13 protein-coding genes are annotated in these 20,326 nt (G+C 39.1%); 12 read left to right on the forward strand and 1 reads right to left on the reverse strand.

The window, feature by feature from the left end:
- Window positions 1-7: 7 nt before the first annotated feature.
- Window positions 8-655 carry a hypothetical protein gene (locus JET18_RS01030; protein WP_202088550.1) on the forward strand — a complete coding sequence of 216 codons (648 nt, stop codon included), beginning with the start codon at window positions 8-10 and terminating at the stop codon, window positions 653-655.
- An 8-nt stretch (window positions 656-663) separates the two neighbouring features.
- The gene (locus JET18_RS01035; RefSeq protein WP_202088551.1) at window positions 664-1,332 is read left to right on the forward strand and encodes a hypothetical protein; all 669 of its coding nucleotides are present in this window, start codon (window positions 664-666) and stop codon (window positions 1,330-1,332) included.
- Between the two features lie 65 nt (window positions 1,333-1,397).
- Here the strand turns inward: JET18_RS01035 and JET18_RS01040 are convergent, their stop codons facing one another.
- Complete coding sequence (locus JET18_RS01040) at window positions 1,398-3,263, reverse strand: BspA family leucine-rich repeat surface protein (protein ID WP_202088552.1); 1,866 nt, start codon at window positions 3,261-3,263, stop codon at window positions 1,398-1,400.
- A 199-nt stretch (window positions 3,264-3,462) separates the two neighbouring features.
- On the opposite strand from JET18_RS01040, the gene rplK reads away from it, so the two are divergent.
- From rplK to rpoC, 10 genes are all read left to right on the forward strand, one after another.
- Window positions 3,463-3,909 (forward strand): 50S ribosomal protein L11, encoded by a 447-nt coding sequence (rplK, locus tag JET18_RS01045; RefSeq protein WP_034723381.1) that lies wholly within the window; start codon window positions 3,463-3,465, stop codon window positions 3,907-3,909.
- An 11-nt stretch (window positions 3,910-3,920) separates the two neighbouring features.
- Window positions 3,921-4,613, forward strand: coding sequence for a 50S ribosomal protein L1 (rplA, locus tag JET18_RS01050; RefSeq protein WP_040997412.1), 693 nt, complete (start codon window positions 3,921-3,923; stop codon window positions 4,611-4,613).
- A 17-nt stretch (window positions 4,614-4,630) separates the two neighbouring features.
- Complete coding sequence (rplJ, locus tag JET18_RS01055) at window positions 4,631-5,227, forward strand: 50S ribosomal protein L10 (RefSeq protein WP_202088553.1); 597 nt, start codon at window positions 4,631-4,633, stop codon at window positions 5,225-5,227.
- A 46-nt stretch (window positions 5,228-5,273) separates the two neighbouring features.
- Window positions 5,274-5,639 (forward strand): 50S ribosomal protein L7/L12, encoded by a 366-nt coding sequence (gene rplL / locus JET18_RS01060; protein WP_202088554.1) that lies wholly within the window; start codon window positions 5,274-5,276, stop codon window positions 5,637-5,639.
- Window positions 5,640-5,916: 277 nt separating this feature from the next.
- Entirely contained in the window at window positions 5,917-6,453 is a 537-nt protein-coding gene (locus JET18_RS01065) for a hypothetical protein (protein ID WP_202088555.1), read from the forward strand.
- Between the two features lie 135 nt (window positions 6,454-6,588).
- Window positions 6,589-7,722 carry a hypothetical protein gene (locus tag JET18_RS01070; RefSeq protein ID WP_202088565.1) on the forward strand — a complete coding sequence of 378 codons (1,134 nt, stop codon included), beginning with the start codon at window positions 6,589-6,591 and terminating at the stop codon, window positions 7,720-7,722.
- Window positions 7,723-7,760: 38 nt separating this feature from the next.
- Window positions 7,761-10,361, forward strand: coding sequence for a T9SS type A sorting domain-containing protein (locus JET18_RS01075; RefSeq protein WP_202088572.1), 2,601 nt, complete (start codon window positions 7,761-7,763; stop codon window positions 10,359-10,361).
- A gap of 646 nt (window positions 10,362-11,007) precedes the next feature.
- Window positions 11,008-14,829 (forward strand): DNA-directed RNA polymerase subunit beta, encoded by a 3,822-nt coding sequence (gene rpoB, locus JET18_RS01080; protein WP_202088575.1) that lies wholly within the window; start codon window positions 11,008-11,010, stop codon window positions 14,827-14,829.
- 282 nt (window positions 14,830-15,111) lie between these two features.
- Window positions 15,112-16,041: a hypothetical protein gene (locus tag JET18_RS01085; protein WP_202088577.1), complete on the forward strand. Its 930-nt coding sequence runs from the start codon at window positions 15,112-15,114 to the stop codon at window positions 16,039-16,041.
- Window positions 16,042-16,053: 12 nt separating this feature from the next.
- Window positions 16,054-20,319 carry a DNA-directed RNA polymerase subunit beta' gene (gene rpoC, locus JET18_RS01090; RefSeq protein ID WP_202088580.1) on the forward strand — a complete coding sequence of 1,422 codons (4,266 nt, stop codon included), beginning with the start codon at window positions 16,054-16,056 and terminating at the stop codon, window positions 20,317-20,319.
- The last annotated feature ends 7 nt before the right edge of the window (window positions 20,320-20,326 follow it).

The following is a 20,326-nucleotide window of genomic DNA, read 5'->3' on the forward strand; positions in this document are numbered from 1 at the left end:
TTACATAATGAAAAAAATAACCACCTTATTCCTTGTGGCAGGAACTTTTTTTGCTGCACACGCTCAGGTTGGAATTAATACTTCTAATCCACAGGGAACTTTAGATGTAGCCGGAGAAACATTAGTGGAATCTTACCTTGTAGATACAGCGAATTCACCGGCAAGAGGAAATTACTTTCTTCTGACCCGTTCAAAAGATACCAGCCCGGTTGGAAAAATCAAAATGCTCGATATTTCACTTCGTAATGTAGCGCCTGTGAATACCTATAATATCATTCTTAAAAATGTAAGCCAGGACGAGGTCATCAATCTGAATACCGGATTGGAAACCGGAAAATATGTAGTAGCGATTACAGGTGCTGTTTTTTCAGATGCCATATCTGCGGTAAATACAGCTACCACCCCTAAATCTTTCGGAGCATACTCTACGGAAGTGACGCAGGTGACAAGCGGAGGGAAGACCTATCATGCAGTTAATTTAAGTTTTAAAGGTGCAGGAACTGTTTCTTCAGCCAACGGAACCTGGACGCTTACCCTTAATGTATTCGAAAGATCACTGGTAAAAGATTGGGGAACATTCAACGGATCTGTTTCTGCATCTGCTTCACCGGGATATTCAGGAGTTTCAACTAACACGCCTTTGGGCCTTCAATAATGATGATCATGGAAAGAAAAATGTATATCACAGTGATCCTGTTTCTGGGAATGCTGATCAATGCCCAGTCGGGAAAAGTAGGAATCAAAACCACTGACCCCAAAGAAACCCTTGATGTGAACGGAAGTACCTATACCAATTCATTATATCTGAGAAATCCGGGAGAACCTACAATGACCGGGGGAAGCTTTTTGGCCACATCTGAAAATTCGCTTCAGCTGTACGATCCAACTTTGGAAAGCAGCGGACTGTTTAATTATCTTAAACTTTCCCTTACCGGAGTTTCAGGTGCAGGGATTACGGACTATGATACTAAAATTGATGCAGATAAATTCCTTGTGGTGGTTCATAATTACTCATTTAAAATGAATGACGGGACCACGAATGTAGTTCTGGACTATGGAGATAACGGAGTGAATGATAACAGACAGGGATCTCCGGATGTAACTTCATTCAAAAGTAACGGAACATGGCACATCAGAGCAAGATTCACAAACAGCAGACTGATCGCTCTTACTTCTGCCAATCCGGCAAGAACCTATAACAACTTTACGGTAGATCTTTATCTGATGGCTTATAAAAGACTCATCACGAAACAGAATATCAATAATATTACAACGGATCTCGGAGGAACAAACGGTTCAGCCCGTACCGTGAATAAACCTTCAGGGTTTTAAAAATAATTATTTTGATGAAAATACAAAAGAAGCCGTCTCCCATAGTGGAAACGGCTTCTTTTGTATCAGTCCTTGATGATTTTTTTAGAGAGTGGATTTCCCGAATCATCATCAGCCTTTACAATATAAATTCCTTTCAGGAGTTCAGGAAGGTCAATATGGTTTCCTTTTGAACTTCTTTTTAAAAGCTTTCCGTCTATAGAATAAATTTCAATATTTTTTAATTCCTGTGAAAAGAACAGGGTGTTTTTTACAGGATTTGGGTAAATATTCAGTCCTGAATTTTTATTGGTTTCCGAAGTCGCCAGTACATTACATTCCGGATCGTAGGTATCATTCGTAATGGTCCAGTTTTTAAAATTGATCAAAGAATTTCTGGCCGTTACTGCCTGCGGACTAGAGTAGGCCAGTCCGGATGCGCCTAAGGATAGAGCATTGGGGGTAGAAATACTGTTGGCCCAGCCTTGTAATGTAGAATTATATTTAGTACATGATAAACCGGAAGAGTCCAGCATAGCATTTATTTGTGTAACGGCGTATAAATTCAAGCTTCCGAGGTCCTGATTGAAAACGGCAGCATTTTTAAACATAAACCGCATATCTGTTACGGCTGAAGTATCCCAGGTGCCAATAGGTTGGTTGAAGATAGGGTTGTCCGTAAACATACCCTGCATATTGGTTACATTTGAAGTGTCCCAGCTTCCTATCGGCTGATTAAAAAGGAATGAGTGGTAAAACATATTTTGCATACTGGCTACCATTGAAGTATTCCAGTTTCCGATGGGCTGATTAAATTTTTCAGCAAAACCAAACATAAACGACATAGAAGTAACCTGAGAAGTATCCCAGCTGGCAATGGGTTGGTCAAAAACTTTGGTTTCACTGAAGGTTCCGGACATATTCTTCACCATTGAAGTATTCCAGTTTCCGATGGGTTGATTAAATTTTTCAGCACCACCAAACATATAGCTGATATTGGTTGCGCTGGAAGTGTCCCAGGTAGCCAGAGGCTGGTTAAACATAAGCGTTGAAGAAAACATGCCGGACATATCCTTTACCCTGGAGGTATTCCAGTTTCCAATGGGTTGATTAAATAATTCGGTGTCAGCAAACATCTGGCTCATATCGGTAACCTTTGAAGTATCCCAGTTGGCAAGAGGCTGATTAAATACCTTGCTGAAAAGAAAGGTCCAGGCCATGCTGGTAACATTGGAAGTATTCCAGACTCCTATGGGCTGGTTAAACTGTTCAGTGTAAACAAACATCGATGATATGTCAGTAACATTGGAAATATCCCAGTTGCTGATAGGCTGGTTGAAAACTTTAGCAAAGTAGAAACTTTGACGCATATTGGTCACGTGAGAGACGTCCCAATCATTAATGGTTGGATTTCCTACCAATTTATAGCATCCTCCAAAAATACCAGACATATTGGTGACATTATCTAAAAAAGGAATATCTGTGGCAGTGACATCCATTTCTTCACAGTAGAAAAAAGCATTTTCCATACTGGACCATTTGGTATCTCCCCATTGGGTTACATCAATAATTTTATAATGATCACCCTTTACCATCGGGCTGGGACCATAAAAGCAGATCCTGTGAAAATTACCAATTTCCGGATTTATTTTTAAAGTATAGGTTGCATTACCGGCTGTAGGATTAAGAGGGGTTCCAAATTCAATCAAAAGGGGAGTCCCCAAAACGGTGGTTACATGAGTCAGTGTTCCGTTATGGGCAGGATAGCCAACTTCTTCCCAGTAAATGTTATAATCTGTTCCTATCCCGGGAAACAGAATTTGGGTTGCCGTACTTTGAGTAGGTAAAGAACCTGTATTGCTGGGCTTCCATACCGTGATAAACTCATTCTGCGCTTTGATATGACAACAAAGCATTAAAAAAATACTAAAAAGTAAATATTTCACTTTCATGGATTTTCGTTTTTTGTAAATGTAGAAAAAAAATAATTATTTGTAATTCTTTCTAAAAATCAACACATTCCATTTGCTATTTCAAAAATATTTCATAATTTTGCAGTCCGAAAAGTAGATTTACTGTATGTGAGTCGGTAATCTGCTGAATAATAAATGCTTCCAAACTCATTAATTATTCAAACTAAAAAAATTAAAAATGGCTAAGAAAGTCTTTAAAATGGTAAAGCTTCAGGTGAAAGGTGGCGCAGCTAACCCTTCTCCACCAGTAGGTCCAGCATTGGGTTCTGCAGGTGTGAACATCATGGAGTTTTGTAAGCAATTTAACGGGAGAACCCAAGATAAGCCAGGGCAAGTTTTACCTGTAGTAATTACAGTATACGAAGACAAATCTTTTGAATTCGTTATTAAAACTCCACCTGCAGCGATCCAGCTAATGGATGCAGCTAAAATCAAGGGAGGTTCCGGAGAACCAAACAGAAACAAAGTAGGTTCTGTATCTTGGGATCAGGTGAAGAAAATCGCTGAGGATAAAATGACTGACCTTAACTGCTTTACAATCGATTCTGCAGTTTCTATGGTTGCAGGTACTGCTAGATCTATGGGATTAAGAGTAACAGGAACTAAACCAACTTTTAACGCTTAAAACTATTAGAAATGGCAAAATTGACTAAAAAGCAAAAGGAAGCTTTAAGCAAAGTAGAAAAAGGAAGAATCTATAACCTTGAAGAAGGTTCTGCTCTTGTAAAAGAAGTAAACACTACAAAGTTTGATGCTTCTGTAGATATCGCTGTAAGATTGGGTGTAGATCCAAGAAAAGCAAACCAAATGGTAAGAGGTGTAGTATCTCTTCCTCACGGTACTGGTAAAGATGTTAAAGTTTTGGCTTTAGTAACACCGGATAAAGAAGCTGAAGCGAAAGAAGCTGGTGCTGACTATGTAGGTCTTGACGAATATTTACAAAAAATCAAAGAAGGTTGGACAGATGTTGACGTTATCGTTACTATGCCGGCTGTTATGGGTAAATTAGGTCCATTAGGTAGAGTATTAGGTCCAAGAGGTCTTATGCCAAACCCTAAATCAGGAACTGTAACTATGGAAATTGGTAAAGCAGTAACTGAAGTAAAAGCAGGTAAAATTGATTTCAAAGTTGACAAATACGGTATTATCCACGCTGGTATTGGTAAAGTATCTTTCGATGCTGCTAAAATCAAGGAAAATGCTCAGGAATTGATCCAGACTTTGATCAAAATGAAGCCTACTGCTGCTAAAGGAACTTATGTAAAGAGCATCTATTTGTCTTCTACAATGAGCCCTGGTATTGCAATTGATACTAAATCTGTTAACTAATATAAATCCTTAAGACAATGACAAAAGACCAAAAAGTTGTAGCAATACAAGAGATCAAAGATTTGCTTCAGGATGCTAAAGTAGTTTATGTAGCAGATCTAGAAGGTTTGAACGCTGCAAAGTCATCTGACTTCAGAAGACAGGCTTTCAAACAAAATATTAAAGTAAAAGTTGTAAAAAATACACTTTTACAAAAAGCAATGGAGCAGATTGACGGAGTAGATTTCTCTGAAATGTTCCCAACTTTCAAAGGAAACTCTGCATTGATGGTTGCTGAAACTGCTAATGCTCCTGCGAAACTAATCCAAGGATTCAGAAAGAAAGAAGACAAGCCGGCTTTAAAATCTGCTTACCTTCAGGAAACTTTCTACGTTGGTGACAACAATCTAGATGCATTGGCTAACATCAAGTCTAGAGAAGAAATGATCGGTGAAATCATCGGATTACTTCAGTCTCCAATTCAAAGAGTTGTTTCTGCTCTTCAAAACAAACCTGAAACAGTAGAAGCTAAAGCTGAAGAAGCTGCTGCACCTGCTGTAGAAGAAACTCCTGCTGAGGCGGCTCCAGAAGCTCCTGCTGCAGAAAGCACTGACGAAACGCCAGCTGCTGAATAATTACTCTCAAAAAATTAAATAAATAATCAACAAAAACATTACAACAATGTCAGATTTAAAAAATTTAGCTGAAACGCTAGTAAACCTAACTGTAAAAGACGTAAACGAATTAGCTACTATCCTTAAGGATGAGTACGGAATTGAGCCAGCTGCTGCTGCTGTAGTTGTTGCTGCAGGTGGTGGTGAAGCTGCTGAAGAAAAGACTGAATTCGATGTAATTCTTAAGTCTGCTGGTGCTTCTAAATTGGCTATCGTTAAATTGGTAAAAGATTTAACTGGTGCTGGTCTTAAAGAAGCTAAAGATATCGTAGATGGTGCTCCTGCTCCAATCAAACAAGGTATCTCTAAAGACGAAGCTGAAGCTCTTAAGAAGCAATTAGAAGAAGCTGGTGCTGAAGTAGAATTGAAATAATTTCAATTTACTATAAAATAAGAAGCCCGGACAGTAATGTCCGGGCTTTTTTTGTTTTCATACAGAGCTGAAAATCAAGCATATTCGATATTGGTATTCGAATATCTTTAATATAAATCATTTCATATTTAAATATAATTGTTGATTTCGTAAAATTTAACATAATAAAATATTTATTATTCATAGAATTGTTTATTTAATATTAAAATTTAATATTAGAATATTGTTTTGATTAAAAAATTACTATATTTGTACCGAAAAAAAACACACACATAATTTGAAAAGAAGTTACTTTATCTTCTATGGCTCTGCCGTAGCATATTGTATCAGTATGCTGGCTGCATTGCAGATTGGAAACATCAGTATGACCTATTCAGCAGTAAAGAAAACTACTGTGTCAGCCTGCTGTTCCGATGAAACACACTGTTTTCAAAACAGGACTGATTATTACGGTTATTCCAATGAGAGCACAATCGTAAATAATACTACGGAATCATCCGTTCCGGCCGCCAGTACACTTTCCCAGGAAACTTATATCTATAGAGAACAAAACGCAGAGAAGGCTTTTTTCTCAGTATATACCCAGGAAGCTAAACAGGTTAAATATATCAATAACGCACAAGTAGGTAATGGTTCGGATTATTTGTATGCTTTAACGTCTTCTAAATTATATCTCAGTCAGGAATACATGAAGTCATTGTATAAAGATCTTGAAATTGAGATACATCATAAGACGGGTATGCATTCTTTGGATAATACTCAAATTCTGGAAGGCTTTAATTTTATTATAGATTTTCCGGATAAATTATCTTAAACTACGGTAAGCAAGCTTACAATCTATTTATTTCAACGAAAAAAACACATTTTTTCCACTCATTGCCAGAGTGAAAAAGAACCTTCATATTTCTTTTAAAAAAACACACACAAAAAAAGACAAATATCACTAGAAATGAAAAACAGATTATTGACACTCGCAGCTTTTTCCTTGTATTTTGGAGCAAGCGCACAAGTAGGAATTAATACGAATCAGGGACAGGCAACCCTTGATGTTGTAGGATCTCCTTCAATTACAACTAGAATGGATGGGATTATCGCTCCCAGACTTACAGAAACAGAGCTGAATAAAAAAACATATGGTACAGGCCAGACTGGTGCCCTGGTATATGTAACACTGGCAGACATCGCGCCGTCAGCACAGACTGTGAACGTTACAACTCCCGGATATTACTATTTTGACGGAGCGTTGTGGCAGAAGCAGACCGGCACGGAATGGCAGGTGAAAGGAAATGCAGCAGGTGAAATAGCGACCAGCACAGAAGTTTTGGCAGCTGCACCGGTTTCCGGGAATTATCTGGGAACAAAAGGAGCTGCTGATCTTGTGGTGATCACAGCCAATAAAGTTCATGCCGTCCTTGATCAGGCAGGAGCTCTTACTGGAGGGGGAGAAGCTGCTTCCACTCTTTCATGGGGAAATACAAATACCATTAACGCTACTTCAAACAACATCGCATTGGGTAGAGGAAATACAGCAACTGCTTCAGCGGCTAATTTTCCTGCTGTTGCAATTGGATCAGCCAACATAGTAGCTGGAGGTGGAAAAGCGTTTGGGGTAGGAAACTCAACGTTGTCTACCAATAATTTTGCGATTGGAGGATTAAATAAAACAGGTAATTCCGTTGCGGTTGCATTAGGATATTCCAATGATTCTTCAAACGGAGGTTTTGCTTTCGGGGCTAATAATGTTACCAACGTGAACGGATTCGCAATGGGAAGCAATAATGAAGTAACCCAGGACCGTTCTGTAGCTATAGGAATTGGAGCAAAAGCGGCAGGTGATCAATCGGTATATGCCAATAAAGTGCATGCTTTTTTCAGTCCTGCCAATGCAACAGATACTGTGTTAGGGATTAATATGGTTCCGGCTGCTACAGCAGGAGCAGCAGGAGCAGCAATCCAGATGAAAGGTTTTGCTTCAGCAGCTAATGCTTCATGTACTGCAGCAATGGAAGGATCTATCCGTTACAATTCTACAACCAAAGTTCACGAAGGCTGTAACGGGACCAACTGGAAAGCTCTTTACTAATTAAAAAAACAACCTTAATAAAAAAACAAATAGAAAAAATGACAAGAAAATTATTCGAGAAATTAGCGTCAGTATTTCTGGTGTTAATGATGTCAGTGTCAGTATTCGCGCAGCAGGGCTACGAACCTATCCGAGGGATGGGGGTTGAAGCAAGACCTGTAAATAATTCGGGAATCTGCCTGGCATGTTACAACGGAAGTATGAATCCGGTAGTGGATGCTAATCTGGACAACAGCGTAAGCATGGGGAATTTTGCTTCCCTTTTGAGTGGAAACGGAATTTCCGTAAAGAACAAAAACACAACATATCCTGCAGGATATATCACAGGTTTTAACGTAGACCTTGGAACGAGCTTCATTACAGTAGATTTATTGAGCTCATTGAGAATCAGTACATACAAAAACGGAGTTCTTCAGGAATCAACGACCAGCAGTACTTTACTGTCTGTTCCGGCATTCGGGGGAAGTAAAAACAGAATTTTCCTGCATTTAAGAACAACAAGAGAATTTGACGAGGTAAGATTGTACCAAACCAATGTACTGTCTATATTCAGTGCAATGAATGTATATTATGCATTCGCTTTCGATCCTGCTAAAGTTCCTGTGGATACTAACGGGATCTGTGATGACATTATTGCGGGAAGCGGTGTAGACGGTAACGTATCCGGAAGCAGCAGTTTCCTTGCTCCGCTTTCATATGTTCAGAACAGAGAAAGAATAGGAGATGGAGATAAAAACTCTTACGGATCTATCGTATTGCCTGCAGGTCTTCTTGGGTCTTACTCAGTAGGAGTTTTGGATAAAAACCAGGTATATCCGGCTGGAAACAAAACTGGTTTTGTAATTTCTCCGGATGATGAAGGAAAGCTTTTAAGCGCAGAATTCCTTAAAAATATTACGGTAGAAACATATTTATATGGTAAGCTTCAGGATTCAAGAACATTATCAGATGGTGGTGGCTTGATCAACATTAAAGTTTTAGGTTTTGGTACAGGAAAACAGAAAGTAACCCTTACTTCTACTAAACCTTTTAACGAGGTTCGTTTGAAAGTAACCCAAACTTTAGGGGTGAACTTAGGATCTTTAAAAGTATATTATGCATTTGAAGAGCCAACATCTTGCGACTGTAATGATAAAATTCAGACAAGCGGTTCTGCCATTCCCGGTAACCTGGTAACAGGAACTAACTGGACATCCGGTCCCGGATTTTTAGGCCTTATCCTTGCTAAAATGGTAAACCCAGGGAATATTGTGGATAGCAATACTTCCAATTATGCAACTGCAACTATTCCTGCAGCTTCATTCTTGAGTATTTTCTCTGCATACGCTACAGTAAGCAGCAATACTTTACTTCCTGCCAATACTTATGCAGGATTTACATTAGAAAAAGCAGCGAACCTTATTGGGGTGAGTGTTCTTGAAAACATTACAGTTACCCTTTATAACAACAATACTCAGACGGATAGCTTCACAAGTACAGGAAGCTTGATCAGTGGAAACTTCTTCACTACAGATTCTAATAAGTTTTATGTAGGAGGAAAAGCGACGAAACCATTTAACCGTATGAAAATTACATTCTACAGCGGTACAGGGGTTCGTTTCCCTCAGAATTATAACATCTATAATGCATTTGCAAGCAAGGATGATGATAATGACGGTGTTCCTAACTGCTTTGATCAGTGTCCGAACGGTAACGACAGTATTGACTTAAACGGAAACGGTATTCCTGACTGTGCGGAAGGATGTACTGCGGTAAATGATAAATCGCCTACACTGGATACAGACGGAGACGGTATCATGGATGCTTGTGACCTTGATTCTGATAATGATGGAATTCCTGATGCTTTGGAAGATCTTAACCAAAACGGGAAATTTGAAGATGATGATACAGAAGGAGTATTAGGTCTTGTAGAGGTATTAGGAGACGGAATTGCAAGTTATCTTGATCTTGATTCTGATAACGACGGTATTTTAGATTTATTCGAATCAGGTATCCCGAATTCAGTAATCAGCCAGATTGATGCAGACCGTAACGGAATTATTGACAGCAACGTTGCAGTAGGAACAAACGGTATTGCTGATATATTGGAAACTTCTCCGGATTCAGGAGTATTGAAATATCCATTGAGAAATCTTGACGGAGATGACAGACCAGACTTTATCGATCTTGATTCTGACGGATCTCAGTTTGATCTTTATGCAATCGGTAAAGACAACCTTGATGATTTCGGAGCAGGATTCATCTCAAGAATTGATGATAAAGAGAAAGACGGTATTCAGGCAGTTGTAGATACAGACCTTGTAAGAAGAGGAGCACCTGGTTCTCCACTTTCACCTTACGCTGCTCTGTTGAAAAACGGACAAATGAATGCTGCTAAAGGTCTTACCGGTTCAGAAGTTGCTACGGTAGCTAACGATATCAAAGTATATCCGAACCCGGTAAAATCAGGTGAAAACCTTAATGTGAAGTCTGAAGAGAGCGGAACATATTCATTGTTCTCTGCTCAGGGTCAGATGATCAGAACAGATAAATTCTCAGGTAATGCCCAAATCAATACGGCTTCTTTACCAACGGGTATTTATATTGTGAAGATAGAAACAAAATCAACAGTGAAATCTTACAAAATCATTGTAAAATAATTTTCATATTTTCTATAAGGAAAGGCTGTCCGCAAGGGCAGCCTTTTTTATTTGAATGCAGAGTTTGGATTAAGAAGTTAGAATTTAATGATTTAAAGACGGAAGTTACTATTAGATGCTGTATAAAATGATGGCCTTTAAATTTGTTGAAGCTGTTTAAAGAAAATAATAGAATCTGGTTGTATTGATATCTTTATACTTTTATAGCTTTCCTCTCCGGGCTTCAGGCTTTCTGACGCTATTATAGTTTAATGATCTCAAAATGAAGAGGTTTTATTTGCCTGTGTGAATAGAATTTTGTACCTTTGTCCCTCTTTTGGCGCGAATAATTGTTTGTAAATCTATAAAATATTGAAAATCAGCTCTTTCATGGAAATTAATGAAAGAGGTTTCTTGTATATAGATACTGCGGCTAATCTGCCTCAAAAGTAATAAAAATATTTTGCATTACGCTGTGAAAAGATATACCAGTGTTGCAGTTAGAAGTTAGATCAAAGACTTTTTAGAATAAAGAACAAAGAATAAAGACCGATAATTGCGCCAAAATTTTCTCACTTATTCTTTTCTCTTTCTCTTTTTTCTTTTTGTCTTCTTCTGATATTTTTTAATAAATCAAAATATTTTTTAACCCTTTCTTAAAAGTTTTATGAGTAAAACAACAGCAACAACAAGGGGGAATCAGAGAATTAACTTCTCATCAGCTAAAGGAAAAATTATCACTCCTGACTTCCTGGACATCCAGTTAGAGTCTTTCAGAGATTTTTTCCAGCTTGATACCCTTCCAGAAGACAGAACAGACGAAGGTTTATACAGAACCTTCCAGGAAAACTTCCCAATTACTGATTCTAGAAATCAATTTGTATTGGAGTTTCTTGATTATCTGGTAGATTCTCCACGTTATTCAATTGACGAGTGTGTGGAAAGAGGATTGACGTATTCAGTGCCTCTTAAAGCAAGACTTAAATTGTATTGTACAGACCCTGAGCACGAGGATTTCCAGACTGTGGTTCAGGATGTATATTTAGGCCCGGTTCCTTACATGACGCCTAGTGGATCTTTCATCATCAATGGTGCAGAGAGAGTTATTGTTACGCAGCTTCACCGTTCACCTGGTGTATTCTTCGGACAGACGTACCACGCTAACGGAACCAAGCTTTACTATTCAAGAATTATCCCTTTCAAAGGATCTTGGATGGAATTTACAACTGATATCAACAGCGTAATGTACGCGTATATCGACCGTAAGAAAAAGTTACCATTAACTACCCTTTTAAGAGCCATCGGGTACGAATCTGATAAGGATATCCTTCAGATCTTCGACCTTGCTGAAGAAGTGAAAGTTTCTAAAGCTGCCCTTAAAAAAGTGGAAGGAAGAACATTGGCTGCGAGAGTATTGAACACTTGGTTCGAGGATTTCGTAGACGAAGATACAGGTGAAGTAGTTTCTATCGAAAGAAACGAAATCATCCTGGACAGAGAAACTATTCTTGAAAAAGAACATTTAGATCTTATTCTTGATGCTGGAGTGAAATCTATCCTGATTCACAAAGAAAACAGCAATGAATTCTCTATCATCCAGAATACATTACAGAAAGACCCTACCAACTCTGAAAAAGAGGCAGTAGAGTACATCTACCGTCAGTTAAGAAATGCAGATCCGCCAGATGAGGAAACAGCAAGAGGAATCATTGAAAAATTATTCTTCTCTGAGCAGAGATACTCTTTAGGTGAAGTAGGACGTTACAGACTAAACAAAAAGTTAGGTCTTAATATCCCGACTACCACTGAGGTTCTTACCAAAGAAGATATCATTGCCATCGTAAGACACTTGATTGAGCTTGTAAACTCTAAGGCTGAGGTGGATGATATTGACCACTTATCAAACAGAAGAATTAAAACTGTTGGTGAGCAATTGGCAGGACAGTTCGGGGTAGGTCTTTCAAGAATTGCAAGAACAATCAAGGAAAGAATGAACGTTAGAGATAACGAAATCTTTACTCCGCTTGACCTTGTAAATGCTAAGACATTAACATCAGTAATCAACTCGTTCTTCGGTACCAACCAGCTTTCTCAGTTCATGGACCAGACCAACCCGCTTTCAGAGATCACGCACAAGCGTAGACTTTCTGCACTAGGGCCTGGTGGTTTATCAAGAGAAAGAGCAGGTTTCGAGGTTCGTGACGTTCACCATACCCACTACGGAAGAATTTGCCCGATTGAAACTCCGGAAGGACCAAACATCGGTTTGATTTCATCTCTAGGGATTTATGCTAAGATCAACAGCTTAGGATTCATCGAAACTCCATACAGAAAAGTAGAAGACAGTAAGATCGATCTTACTGCAGACCCTATCTATCTGAATGCAGAAGACGAAGAAGATAAAGTAATTGCTCAGGCGAACGTAGAATTGAACGATAACGGTGAATTCTTAACAGACAGAATTATTGCAAGACTGGATGGTGACTACCCGGTAGTAGAGCCGTCTCAGGTTAATCTTATCGACGTTGCACCAAACCAGATCTCCGGTATCTCCGCTTCATTAATTCCATTCCTGGAGCATGATGATGCAAACCGTGCATTGATGGGATCCAACATGATGCGTCAGGCCGTTCCATTGTTGAAGCCACAGGCTCCAATCGTAGGTACAGGTCTGGAACAGCAGGTTGCCAAAGATTCAAGAATTTTGATCAATGCTGAAGGTACAGGTCTTGTAGAATATGTAGATGCTGATAAGATCACGATTAAATATGAAAGAAGCGACGACGAAGATTTAGTACAATTCGAGTCCGCTACTAAAACATACAACCTTACTAAGTTCAGAAAAACCAACCAGAGTACAACCATTACCCTAAGACCAAACGTAAGAGTAGGTGAAACGGTACAGAAAGGACAGGTACTTTGCGACGGGTATGCTACAGAAAACGGAGAATTGGCTCTTGGTAGAAACTTAGTAGTAGCGTTCATGCCTTGGAAAGGATACAACTTCGAGGATGCGATCGTAATCAACGAAAAAGTTGTACGTGAAGACTGGTTTACTTCAATCCACGTAGATGAATATTCTCTTGAAGTTCGTGATACCAAATTAGGTATGGAAGAGCTTACAGCAGATATTCCAAACGTTTCTGAAGAAGCTACCAAAGATCTTGACGAGAACGGTATGATCAGAATTGGTGCTGAAGTGAAGCCTGGAGATATTATGATCGGTAAGATCACTCCAAAAGGTGAATCTGACCCAACTCCTGAAGAAAAACTTCTTAGAGCAATCTTTGGTGACAAAGCCGGTGATGTAAAAGATGCTTCATTGAAAGCAGATTCATCACTAAGAGGTGTTGTGATCAACAAAAAATTGTTCTCAAGAAACATTAAAGATAAAAAGAAAAGAACTGAAGAAAAACTTAAACTTGAAGAAATTGAAAACACTTACAAGGCTAAGTTTGATGAGTTGAGAAATACTTTAATTGAAAAATTAAATACACTGGTAGGCGGTAAAACTTCTCAGGGAGTTACCAATGACCTTGATGAGGAAATCATCGGAAAAGGTGTGAAATTCACTCATAAATTACTGACTTCAGTTGAAGATTACGTAAACGTAAGCGGAGCAGACTGGACTGTAGATAATGATAAGAATGAATTGGTTAAACAATTAATTCACAATTACAAAATCAAGTTCAACGATATCCAGGGAGTTAAAAACCGTGAGAAATTCGCTATTTCTATCGGAGACGAACTACCGGCAGGTATCATGAAGCTGGCTAAAGTTTATATCGCTAAGAAACGTAAACTGAACGTAGGAGATAAAATGGCAGGACGTCACGGTAACAAAGGTATCGTTTCAAGAATCGTTCGTGAAGAAGATATGCCATTCCTTGAAGACGGAACACCGGTAGATATCGTATTGAATCCACTTGGGGTACCTTCCCGTATGAACATCGGTCAGATCTATGAAACAGTTCTTGGATGGGCTGGTCAGAAACTGGGAATGACGTTCGCTACGCCGATCTTCGATGGGGCAAGTCTTGATCAGATCACTGAGTACACAGAAAAAGCAGGTCTTCCTAAATTCGGTAACACTCACCTTTATGATGGAGGAACCGGGGAAAGATTTACTCAGCCGGCTACCGTAGGGGTAATCTACATGCTGAAACTGGGACACATGGTTGATGATAAGATGCACGCACGTTCTATCGGACCTTACTCACTGATTACTCAGCAGCCGTTAGGAGGTAAAGCTCAGTTCGGTGGTCAGAGATTCGGAGAGATGGAGGTTTGGGCTCTTGAGGCATTCGGAGCTTCCAACATCCTGAGAGAGATCCTTACAGTGAAGTCGGATGACGTGATTGGTAGAGCGAAAACTTATGAAGCAATTGCAAAAGGTGAATCTATGCCTGAACCAGGTATCCCGGAATCATTCAATGTATTACTTCACGAGCTACAAGGTCTTGGATTAGACGTAAGATTGGAGGAGTAGAACATTAAATTGAGAATGACATTCGGAAGTATGAACAGCGTAAAGGATTTTTTTAACAGTAGAATATTTATATTTCTTTTTATGAATATTATTCTGTTGTTTCCTTCCTTTAGGTCAATACTTAAGTTTTCCAATATCTATGTTTTAATAGCCTATTTAACTGTTTCAAATATTATTCTGTTCCTTTTTTTTAATTATAAAAAGAATATTAAAATTTTTGAATTCGCTATTTGGAAGTATTTTTTGATTTTTATTACCGTAGCTAATTATTTTATTTATCCTATGGTAGACGCAAGAAAAAAATCAGGAAAATATGGTTCAACAGCAGATGACGCAGTAATAACGGCAGTTGAAACTTTAAAAGGATCAGGAAAGCTTTATGATACAGAACTGATTACAAAAGAACCTATAAGTCCTGGTCCAGGCTGGTTATTAATGAATTCAGGATTTGTATTGTCTGATTGTTATTTTTTATTAAATCCGTTCTATTTATGCATAGTGTTATTTCTCATATCCAAATACTATAAAACCTATATAGCCAACAGCTTTATGTTCATACTGATGATGGCGTTGATATATTGGGAATTGTTTTTTAACGGACATGATATAACTGCATTTTCTTTAGGATTTTTAGCTTGTATGATTCTCATATATGAGAATTTTAGAAAAGAACAAGGAGTTTTTAAAAGTATTTTAATGGGGATTTTAATTGGGCTGATATCTACTTCCAGAGTGATATTCTTCTTTATTCCCTTCATTTATTTCTTTATGTTAAGAAAAGATAATAAAAAGAATAGTTGGATCATACTTACAGCCAGTTTAATAACTTTTATTGGTTTGAATGGGTATTTCTATTCTATTAATGATTATTTTCAGCCGGCGCATCTCATGCATCGTGCTCAGGTCATAATGGGAACTCCTTTAATGCTTATCTGTGCTTTAATCCTGATATGTACGTTATATTTTGTAATGAATAAATTACAGCAGAATAATCTGGTGGATTGGTTGAGAAATATAACGATTGCTTTTAGTGTTTTCTTTATACCCATTGGTTTAGCAGACCTGTTTAGAATAGGCTTCAAATTTACAGTATGGGAGGGGGCAAATTATTTTGTTCCGGTGTTGCCATTCGCAATACTCTACTTTATATATAGAGCTCATCATAGCAGAACAGGTTTGGAAACTGTCGGTATGAAAACTACAAATCTTTAAATCAAAATTAAAATGTCAAATAAAAATAAATCAAGTAGATTTAATAAAATAACCATCGGTTTAGCTTCACCGGAATCCATTCTTCAGGAATCCAGAGGGGAAGTTTTAAAGCCGGAAACTATTAACTACAGAACGCACAAACCTGAAAGAGACGGGTTGTTCTGTGAAAAGATCTTCGGTCCTGTAAAGGATTACGAATGTGCTTGTGGTAAATACAAGAGAATTCGTTACAAGGGGATCGTTTGTGACCGTTGTGGAGTAGAGGTTACGGAGAAAAAAGTACGTAGAGAAAGAATCGGGCATATTGGTCTTGTGGTTCCTATCGCGCACATCTGGTATTTCCGTTCTTTACCAAACAAAATCGGTTACCTTTTAGGAATTCCTTCTAAGAAATTAGACATGATCATCTACTACGAAAGATATGTGGTGATTCAGCAGGGTATTGCTAAAAAATTAGACGGTTCCGATTTCGATGCTATGGAATTCCTTACAGAAGAAGAGTACCTTGATATCATGGAAACCCTTCCTGTGGAAAACCAGTATCTTGATGATTCCGATCCAAACAAATTCATCGCCAGAATGGGTGCTGAAGCTGTGGAAGATCTTTTAAAAAGAATCGATCTTGATGCATTGTCTTTCGATTTGAGACACAAAGCTCACAACGAAGGTTCCAAGCAGAGAAGAACTGAAGCTCTTAAAAGATTGAACGTTGTAGAAGCACTAAGAGGGGCCAATACAAGAATGATCAACAGACCGGAGTGGATGATTATGCGTGTGCTTCCTGTAATACCACCAGAACTGAGACCATTGGTTCCGTTGGATGGAGGACGTTTCGCAACTTCTGACTTAAATGACCTTTACAGAAGAGTGATCATCAGAAACAACCGTCTGAAAAGACTATTGGAGATCAAAGCTCCGGAAGTAATCTTGAGAAACGAGAAGCGTATGCTTCAGGAATCAGTAGATTCATTATTTGATAATACAAGAAAATCTTCTGCGGTAAAATCTGAATCAAACAGACCATTGAAATCACTTTCAGATTCATTGAAAGGTAAGCAGGGTCGTTTCCGTCAGAACTTACTAGGGAAAAGGGTAGATTACTCTGCGCGTTCCGTAATTGTTGTAGGTCCAAACTTACAGCTTCACGAATGTGGTATTCCTAAAGATATGGCAGCAGAACTTTACAAACCGTTCATCATCAGAAAACTGATCGAGAGAGGAATTGTAAAAACTGTGAAATCTGCAAAGAGAATCATCGACAGAAAAGAGCCTGTAGTATATGATATCCTTGAAAACGTGATGAAAGGTCACCCGGTTCTATTGAACAGAGCACCTACCCTTCACAGACTGGGTATCCAGGCATTCCAGCCGAAGATGATCGAAGGTAAAGCGATTCAGCTTCACCCGTTGGTAACAACAGCATTCAACGCCGATTTCGATGGTGACCAGATGGCGGTACACTTACCGTTAGGACCAGAAGCGATCCTTGAAGCTCAGTTACTAATGCTGGGGTCTCAGAACATCCTGAACCCGGCAAACGGTTCTCCTATTACTGTACCTTCTCAGGACATGGTTCTTGGTCTTTATTTCATGACCAAAGAATTGAGCTCTACAGAAGATATGAAAGTAAAAGGTGAAGGCCTTGCATTCTATTCTCCTGAAGAAGCGGAAATTGCTTATGCTGAAGGTAGAGTATCTTTAAATGCTAAAGTAAGATGTAGACTACCGGTTAAAGAAGACGGAGAATTGGTAACAAGACTGATCGAAACTTCTGTAGGTAGAATCTTATTCAACCAGATTGTACCTAAACAGTCAGGATATATTAATGAACTTCTTACTAAGAAATCATTAAGAAACGTTATCGGTAGAATTCTTGCTGATACAGACTTCCCTACAACGGTGAAGTTCCTGGATGCAATGAAAGACTTAGGATATTCAAACGCATTCAAAGGAGGTCTTTCCTTCTCACTTGGGGATATTGTAGTTCCTGTTGAGAAGAAAAAGATGATTGCTCAGTCAATTGAAACTGTAGACGAGATTAGAGCCAACTATAACATGGGTCTTATCACCGATACAGAACGTTATAACCAGGTAATCGACGTTTGGACAAACACCAACGCTGGATTAACTGAAATGATCATGAGCAGAATGAAATCTGACCAAGGTGGATTCAACTCTGTATACATGATGCTTGATTCCGGGGCGAGGGGTTCTAAAGAACAGATCCGTCAGTTATCAGGGATGAGAGGTTTGATGGCGAAACCGCAAAAAGCTGGTTCTACCGGTGCGGAGATCATCGAAAACCCGATCCTTGCGAACTTTAAGGAAGGTCTTTCGATTCTGGAGTACTTTATCTCTACCCACGGTGCCCGTAAGGGTCTTGCGGATACCGCACTTAAGACTGCCGATGCCGGTTACCTTACAAGAAGACTGGTAGACGTTGCTCAGGACGTTATTGTTACTGAGGACGACTGTGGAACGCTTAGAGGTACTGAAGTTACTGCACTGAAGAAAAATGACGAGATCGTTGAAAAGATCTCCGAAAGAATCTTAGGTAGAGTTTCTCTTCATAACATTTACGATCCGGAATCAGACGAGCTAATCGCTGAAGCAGATCAGGTAATTAATGAAGTATTGGCGAAGAGAATTGAAGCAGCAGGATTAGAAGCTGTTGAAGTTCGTTCTCCGCTTACTTGTGAAACCAAGAAAGGAATCTGTGCGAAGTGTTACGGTAGAAACCTTGCCACTGGTAAGATGATCCACATGGGTGAAGCTGTAGGGGTTATCGGTGCACAGTCAATTGGGGAACCAGGTACTCAGCTTACGTTGAGAACCTTCCACCAGGGGGGTACTGCAGGTAACGTTTCAGAAAACCCATCTATCGTTGCAAGAAGAGACGGTATCGTTGAAATGGACGAAGTAAGAACCATTACTTCTGAAGATGAAAACGGTAAAACTGCTGAGGTAGTTGTTTCACGTTCAACGGAATTCAGATTGGTAGCGGATAACGAAACCAGAACACCATTGATGATTGCTAACGTACCTTACGGTTCCGAATTAGCAGTGAAGCCAGGTGATAAAGTGAAGAAAGGAGATATAATCTGTAAGTGGGATCCGTATAACGCGGTAATCATTGCAGAAACTGCAGGTAAGGTTGAATACGAAGACATTATCCAGGGTATCTCATTCCAGCTTGAAATTGACGAACAAACAGGATTCGAAGAGAAAGTAATCTCTGAATCCAGAAATAAGAAAGCCGTACCTACCCTGAAGGTGGTAGATTCCAAAGGAGTTGAGCAGAAAGCATACAACTTACCGGTAGGAGCCCACTTAATGGTAAACGATGGTGAAAAAATTAAGGCTGGTAAAGTCTTGATCAAGATCCCAAGAAAATCTGCAAAAGCAGGGGATATCACCGGAGGTCTTCCGAGAGTTACCGAATTATTCGAAGCAAGAAACCCTTCAAACCCAGCGGTTGTTACTGAAATCGACGGGGTAGTTTCTTACGGAAAAATCAAGAGAGGTAACCGTGAACTTATTGTGGAAGCTAAAACGGGTGAAAGAAAAATTTACCTGGTAAAACTTTCCAACCAGATCCTTGTTCAGGAGAATGACTTCGTAAGAGCTGGTTCGCCACTTTCTGACGGTTCAATCACTCCGGACGATATCTTAAGAATCAAAGGTCCAACTGCGGTTCAGGAATATCTGGTAAATGAGATTCAGGAAGTTTACCGTCTGCAAGGGGTAAAAATCGACGATAAGCACTTCGAAATCATCGTAAGACAGATGATGACGAAAGTATCTATCGTAGATGGAGGTGATACTCAGTTCCTTGAAGGTGCATTAGAGCATAAATTTGATTTCCTTGAGGAAAACAACAGAGTATTCGGTCTTAAAGTAGTAATGGAAGCTGGTGATTCTAAAGAATTCAAGCCAGGTCAGATGATTACTGCAAGAGAATTAAGAGACGAAAACTCTAAGCTGAAACGTGAAGATCAGGCTTTAGTTGAAGTAAGAGAAGCACTTCCTGCTACAGCAACGCCTGTATTGCAGGGGATTACAAGAGCAGCTCTTCAGACCAAGTCATTCATGTCTGCAGCATCATTCCAGGAAACCACTAAGGTTCTAAACGAAGCAGCGGTAGCTGGTAAGATAGACTTCCTGAGTGGTCTTAAAGAAAATGTAATTGTAGGACACAGAATCCCTGCAGGTACAGGTCTTAAAGAATACCAGAATGTAATTGTAGGTTCTAAGAAAGAATTCGAAGACCTTAACTAAAATTAAT

Source organism: Chryseobacterium endalhagicum, assembly GCF_016745235.1.
Classification (GTDB): Bacteria; Bacteroidota; Bacteroidia; order Flavobacteriales; family Weeksellaceae; genus Chryseobacterium; species Chryseobacterium endalhagicum.

Bases quoted from the DNA above. Each gene is read 5' to 3' on its own strand.
- JET18_RS01030 (WP_202088550.1), top strand. From the start codon at position 8: ATGAAAAAAATAACCACCTTATTCCTTGTGGCAGGAACTTTTTTTGCT.
- JET18_RS01035 (WP_202088551.1), top strand. From the start codon at position 664: ATGGAAAGAAAAATGTATATCACAGTGATCCTGTTTCTGGGAATGCTG.
- JET18_RS01040 (WP_202088552.1), bottom strand. From the start codon at position 3,263: ATGAAAGTGAAATATTTACTTTTTAGTATTTTTTTAATGCTTTGTTGT.
- rplK (WP_034723381.1), top strand. From the start codon at position 3,463: ATGGCTAAGAAAGTCTTTAAAATGGTAAAGCTTCAGGTGAAAGGTGGC.
- rplA (WP_040997412.1), top strand. From the start codon at position 3,921: ATGGCAAAATTGACTAAAAAGCAAAAGGAAGCTTTAAGCAAAGTAGAA.
- rplJ (WP_202088553.1), top strand. From the start codon at position 4,631: ATGACAAAAGACCAAAAAGTTGTAGCAATACAAGAGATCAAAGATTTG.
- rplL (WP_202088554.1), top strand. From the start codon at position 5,274: ATGTCAGATTTAAAAAATTTAGCTGAAACGCTAGTAAACCTAACTGTA.
- JET18_RS01070 (WP_202088565.1), top strand. From the start codon at position 6,589: ATGAAAAACAGATTATTGACACTCGCAGCTTTTTCCTTGTATTTTGGA.
- JET18_RS01075 (WP_202088572.1), top strand. From the start codon at position 7,761: ATGACAAGAAAATTATTCGAGAAATTAGCGTCAGTATTTCTGGTGTTA.
- rpoB (WP_202088575.1), top strand. From the start codon at position 11,008: ATGAGTAAAACAACAGCAACAACAAGGGGGAATCAGAGAATTAACTTC.
- JET18_RS01085 (WP_202088577.1), top strand. From the start codon at position 15,112: ATGGTAGACGCAAGAAAAAAATCAGGAAAATATGGTTCAACAGCAGAT.
- rpoC (WP_202088580.1), top strand. From the start codon at position 16,054: ATGTCAAATAAAAATAAATCAAGTAGATTTAATAAAATAACCATCGGT.